Origin of the sequence: Mycobacterium sp. NAZ190054 (assembly GCF_001545925.1) — a bacterium.
GTDB lineage: Bacteria > Actinomycetota > Actinomycetes > Mycobacteriales > Mycobacteriaceae > Mycobacterium.
The window spans coordinates 1-5,328 of record NZ_LMVQ01000260.1; the positions used below are offsets into that span (position 1 = coordinate 1).

Sequence of the window (5,328 nt, forward strand, 5' to 3'; positions counted from 1 at the left end):
TGGGCGTCGTCGCGGTCGAGCGGATCCGACGCCGCGTCCATGCGTTCGAGCGCGGCACGGACCGGCTCGAGGTCGTGCTCGGGATCCGGTAAGGGCAGCGCGCTCTCGACGGCGTGGCGCTCGTCGCGCGCCACGTCCCGCGCGCCCTGGACGTCTCGCGGTAATAGTCCTTGAGCTCGAGATCTTTGTTGCGCAACGCGATTGCGGTGCCGGGCACACTGTCGGGCCCGCTGGTGGCGTCCCGCTGTGCCTGTTCACGCGCCTCCGCGAGCCGCTGCCCGACCCGGGCCCCGAACGCGAGCTGGAAGTTCAGCCGCGCGGTGATGGTCGGCGTGGGCTTGTGCGCACCGGAGGCGATGTAGTCCTTCGACGCGCGCACCATCTGCATCACCAGGCTGGTGTACAGCGCATGGGTGGTGTCGATGTCCTCGCCGAACCCGTAGGCGTACACGAACGTCGAGTTCGACGCGACGTCGCATTTGACGTCGTTGGCGGCCGCGATCACCACGAACAGCTGCACATAGGTGCGCAGGCCCCGGGCGCCGGGCTCACCGATGGTGATGGTGCGCTGCACCGGGGTCTGGGCCCTGGTGCGTTGATCGCCGTGGCTGCGCGCCACCGCGAGGTCGATCGAGGTCGCGGTGGCCAGCCGCTGGGCGGCGGCCATGAACGCGTCGGCCTCGTGCGGGTTGTCGGTGCCCTCGGCCTGGCGGAGCAGTGCCGCGATGCGGGCCAGCATCTTCTCGTCTGAACTCATGCCGGTGACGGTAGGGATTCGGTACGACGTTTCACTGCCTGCAGTATTCCTTATCCCCACACCGGTTTTTCTCCACAGCCGCGCGGCTCACTTGCCGACGAAGCCGTCCAGCGCGGTGACCACCTGCTCGGACAGCGGATCCTGTTTGGCGTAGTTGGCGATGCTGTCGGTCGGGTCGTCGCGCAGCACGTGGTTGACGCCCTTGAGTTCGACGAAGGTCAGGTCGGTGTGCTGCAGCGCCGCGACGAGCGGTCCGACCGCGTCGCAGCGGGACTGGTTGTCGGTGTCGGAGCAGGTGAGCAGCACCGGTGTGCCGGCGGGCACGGCGGCCGCGAGCTTCACCGGGTCGATCTTGTCCGCCTCGGCCACGGCGGCCACGTTGCCCGGATTCACGATCGCTGTCAGACCGTCGGGCAGGTCGGCCGGAACGGTGCCCCTGGTCCGGATCTCCTCGACCGCGGCCTGCCACGCCGCGACCGTCTCCGGGGAACCGTCGGCCTTCACCCGGTTGGTGATGATGTCGAGGTAGCGCCCGGGCAGCGGCTGGAACAGGCCGAGGGAGTGGACTTTCGGCGCGCCGGGCTCGGTCGCGCCGGCCAGCGTCAGCGCGTGGACCGTGCCCTCCCCGAGCGCGTAGACCGACGCACGGGCGGGGTCGGTCGCGGGCCGGCCGGCGAGGAACCTGAACGCCGACGCGGCGCCCGCGGTGTAGACGGCGCTGACGACGTCGCCGGGCCTGTCCCGGTACGGGCCCAGGCCGGTCCGGCCGGTGCCGACCTTGTCGTAACGCAGGCTGGCCACGCCGCGGTCGGACAGCAGCTCGGCCAGCTGACGCATGTTGCCGATCGGGCCCGCCACCTGGTTGTCGCCGTTGCGGTCGGTGCCGCCGCTCTCGGAGATCAGCAGCGCCGCCGGGCCGGGCTGCCCCTCGCCGTGGTGACGGTAGGTGCCGTGCAGGGTCAGTCCGTCGGCCTCGAACGTGACCTCCTCGTCGGTCCACGTCGCCTGCTCCTGCGGCGAGTCCGACGAACAGCCGGTCACCAGCAGAAGCACCGAAAGCACAGCGGCAGCAATAATTTTCACAGTTTCGACTCGATCCAGCCGGTGACGTCGGCGAGCACCACGTCCTTCTCGGGTTCGTTGAACACCTCGTGGTAGAGCCCTGGGTACTCCTTGAGGTGCACATCTGCCGAGCCGACGCAGTCGACGAGTTTGCGGCTTCCCTGCACCGGGATCAGCCTGTCCCGCTCGCCGTGCACGACCAGCAGCGGCGCGGTGATCGCGGGGGCCCGTCGCGGCATGGTCTCGCCGACGCCGATCAGCGCCCGCCCGACGCCCGCAGGCAGCTTGCCGTGGTGGACCAGCGGATCGTTCTCGTAGGCGGCGACGACCTGCGGGTCGCGGGACACCGCGTCGGCGGGCAGGTTCTCGACGGGCAGGCCGGGCGCGATCCGGCCCAGCACCTTGGCCAGCAGCACCATCACCGGCGAGACCGAGGCCTGGGCGTCGACGGCCGGCCCGGACAGCACCATGGCGTCGTAGTCGTCGGGATGCTCGGCACCGTAGGCGAACACGATGGCGCCACCCATGCTGTGGCCGAGCACGACCAGCTTCAGACCCGGATGGTCCCCGGCGGCGATCCGGACCAGGGTGTGGAAGTCCGCGGTGTACTCGGAGATGTCGCGCAGGTAGACCCGCCTGCCGCCGGAGCGGCCGTGCCCGCGGTGGTCCGGCGCATAGGTGACCAGGCCGGCCTCCCCGAATTTGGCGGCGACGTGGTCGTAGCGGCGGGCGTGTTCGGCGTACCCGTGGGCCAGCACCACCACGCCGCGCGGCGGCCCGGCCGGGGTCCACACGTCGTAGGCGATCCGGACGCCGCCGACGCCGTCGAAACTGCGCTCGGTGTGGGTCACGGCCATGGCAGCGAGACTATCGGGCCGGCTCCGGCGCGGCCGTCCGCGCCTCTTCGTGCCCGTCTGCGCAACCCCCTGGACTTGTCACAGCCGGTGCGTAAGCTGCTGTGCGTGACCGTCACGGCTCTCGACGACAGCTTTGACGACAAAGGCGCCGGGGACGCTTTTCTCGCCGATGCGCAGCGCTACCGGCGCGAACTGCTCGCGCACTGCTACCGCATGACCGGTTCGCTGCATGACGCCGAGGATCTGGTCCAGGAAACATATCTCCGGGCCTGGAAGTCGTACAAAGGTTTCCAGGGCAAATCCTCGGTGCGTACGTGGCTGTACCGGATCGCCACCAACACCTGTCTGACGGCGCTGGACGGCAACAAACGCAGGCCGCTGCCGAGCGGTCTCGGGCAGCCGGCGTCCGACCCGACCGGCGAGCTGACCGAGCGTCACGAGGTCACCTGGTTGGAGCCGCTACCCGATGGGCCGCACGAAGACCCGTCGGACCCGTCGGTGATCGCCGAGTCCCGGGAAGCCGTGCGGCTGGCGTTCATCGCCGCGCTGCAGTATCTCCCGCCGCGGCAGCGCGCGGTGCTGGTGTTGCGGGAAGTGCTGCAGTGGAAGGCGGCCGAGGTCGGCGAGGCGGTCGGCACCTCCACCGCGGCGGTCAACAGCCTGCTGCAGCGGGCACGCGCCCAGCTCGACGAGATCCAGCCCGCCCGTGACGCCCGGCCGGTGCCGCCGGAGTCCCCGGAAGCCGCCGACGTGCTGACCAAGTACATCGCGGCGTTCGAGAGCTACGACATCGACCGGCTCGTCGACCTGCTCACCGCCGACGCGGTGTGGGAGATGCCCCCGTTCGACGGCTGGTACCACGGGCCCGCCGACATCGTCACGCTCTCCAAGGTGCACTGCCCGGCCGAGCAGGCCGGCGACATGCGCTTCCTGCGGACCACGGCCAACGGGCAGCCGGCGGCCGCGCTGTACATGCGTAACCCGGAAACCGGTGTGCACGAGGCTTTTCAGCTGCACGTGCTCGATCTGCGCGAGTCCGGCATCGCGCACGTGGTGGCGTTCATGGAGGCCGGGTTGTTCGCGAAGTTCGGCCTGCCGGCCACGCTCTAACCTGGGGACCCGGCGGCCCGGAGTCTGGCCAGGATCGTCTCCAGCGCCGCACCGAATTCGCGCTGCTGGGCGTCGGTGAGCCCGTCGAAGACCACCGACCTCACCAGCTCCACGTGCCCGGGCGCGGCGGTCTGCAGCGCCGCCAGCCCGGCTCCGGTCAGCGTGACCGTCGCACCCCGGCGGTCGTCACTGTCGTCCGCGCGGTCCACCAGGCCCCGCCCCCGCATGCGGCGCAGCTGGTGCGACAGTCTGCTCTGCTCCCAGCCGATCAGCTCGCCGAGCTCGCGGATGCGCATCTGCCCCCGCTCCGACAGCGCCACCAGCACGTCGTAGTCCGACAGCGACAGCTCGCAGTCCTGCTGCAGCTGCCGGTGCATCGCGGTGTGCAGCCTGCTGACCATGGCCAGGTAGGTGCGCCAGATCGCCTGCTGCTCGCTGCTGAGCCACTCCATGGGCCCCACCCTAGCGCCGGAATACATGACATGTCATCGATGTTGTCGACGGCAGAGCAGCCACCTAGGCTGACAAAGACTCCGAGGAGTGATCACCCATGAGCAGCCCGAGCATCGTCGACATCCGGCGCGCCGACGACCGCGCGAAGACCAAGATCGCGTGGCTGGACTCCAAGCACTCGTTCTCGTTCGGCGGCCACTACGAGCCCGACAACACCCACCACGGCCTGCTGCTGGTCAACAATGACGACATCGTCAAGCCCGGCACGGGTTTCGACACCCATCCGCACCGCGACATGGAGATCGTGACGTGGGTGCTGCGCGGGTCGCTGGTACACCAGGACTCCACCGGGCACTCCGGGGTCATCTATCCCGGCCTGGCGCAGCGGATGTCGGCCGGGCGCGGCATCCTGCATTCGGAGAAGAACGACTCCTGGACTCTGACCGGCCGCGAAACCCACAGCGAACCAGTACATTTCGTGCAGATGTGGGTGGTGCCCGACGAGTCTGGCATCGACCCCGGATACCAGCAGCTCGAGATCGACGACGAACTGATGCGCGGCAAGCTGGTCACGATCGCGTCCGGGATGCCCGCACACAGCGACGCCGCCGCCATCACGATCCGCAACCGGTACGCGGCGCTGCACGGCGCGCGGCTGGAGCCGGGACAGAGCGTGCAACTACCCGAGGCGCCCTATCTGCACCTGTTCGTCCCGCGCGGCGAAGTCACCCTCGAAGACGCCGGTCCGCTGCGCGAGGGCGACGCGGTGCGGTTCACCGCGTCCGGCGGCCAGCGTGTGACCGCGACCGCGCCGGCCGAGATCCTGGTCTGGGAGATGCATGCGGGACTCGGTGCGGCATAAGCGAATCGGCATCCTGCTGGCGGGCACCGCCCTGCTCGCGGGATGTACGTCCGAACCGGGCCCCGAGCGGGGCAGCTCTGCGGCGCCCGCGCCGACACCGACGGCGACGGCCACCGACGGCGCACCGAGTCCCGGGTTGGTCCCGGTGACCGTCGAGGTCGACGCGCAACTGGCCGACGCACCGTTCGACCAGCCCCGGGAGGCGCTGGTGCCGCAGGGCTGGACCA

General features: G+C 70.0%; 6 protein-coding genes and 1 pseudogene. 3 read left to right on the plus strand and 4 right to left on the minus strand.

Annotated elements, in window-relative coordinates; all coding sequences use genetic code 11:
- The 3 genes from ASJ79_RS18005 to ASJ79_RS18015 form a co-directional block, all read right to left on the minus strand.
- Positions 1-757, minus strand: a 757-nt coding sequence (locus ASJ79_RS18005) for a DUF2786 domain-containing protein (RefSeq protein ID WP_231750906.1), incomplete at its 3' end; no start/stop codon positions are given.
- 87 nt (positions 758-844) lie between these two features.
- Positions 845-1,819, minus strand: a complete 975-nt coding sequence (locus tag ASJ79_RS18010) for a hypothetical protein (protein WP_369803703.1) — start codon at positions 1,817-1,819, stop codon at positions 845-847.
- Positions 1,820-1,836: 17 nt separating this feature from the next.
- Entirely contained in the window at positions 1,837-2,676 is an 840-nt protein-coding gene (locus ASJ79_RS18015; RefSeq protein ID WP_067957893.1) for an alpha/beta hydrolase, read from the minus strand.
- Between the two features lie 75 nt (positions 2,677-2,751).
- Here ASJ79_RS18015 and ASJ79_RS18020 point away from each other — a divergent pair, with 75 nt between their 5' ends.
- Positions 2,752-3,786, plus strand: a complete 1,035-nt coding sequence (locus ASJ79_RS18020; protein WP_067957896.1) for a sigma-70 family RNA polymerase sigma factor — start codon at positions 2,752-2,754, stop codon at positions 3,784-3,786.
- On the opposite strand, the gene ASJ79_RS18025 is transcribed toward ASJ79_RS18020, so the two are convergent.
- Positions 3,783-4,238: a MarR family winged helix-turn-helix transcriptional regulator gene (locus tag ASJ79_RS18025; protein ID WP_067957901.1), complete on the minus strand. Its 456-nt coding sequence runs from the start codon at positions 4,236-4,238 to the stop codon at positions 3,783-3,785. The genes ASJ79_RS18020 and ASJ79_RS18025 overlap by 4 nt on opposite strands.
- Before the next feature lie 98 nt (positions 4,239-4,336).
- Between ASJ79_RS18025 and ASJ79_RS18030 the strand changes: the two genes are divergently transcribed.
- Positions 4,337-5,101, plus strand: a complete 765-nt coding sequence (locus tag ASJ79_RS18030) for a pirin-like bicupin family protein (RefSeq protein WP_067957899.1) — start codon at positions 4,337-4,339, stop codon at positions 5,099-5,101.
- Positions 5,091-5,328, plus strand: a pseudogene (locus ASJ79_RS18035) (gluconolaconase); the annotation flags it as partial. The gene ASJ79_RS18030 and the pseudogene ASJ79_RS18035, both read left to right, overlap by 11 nt.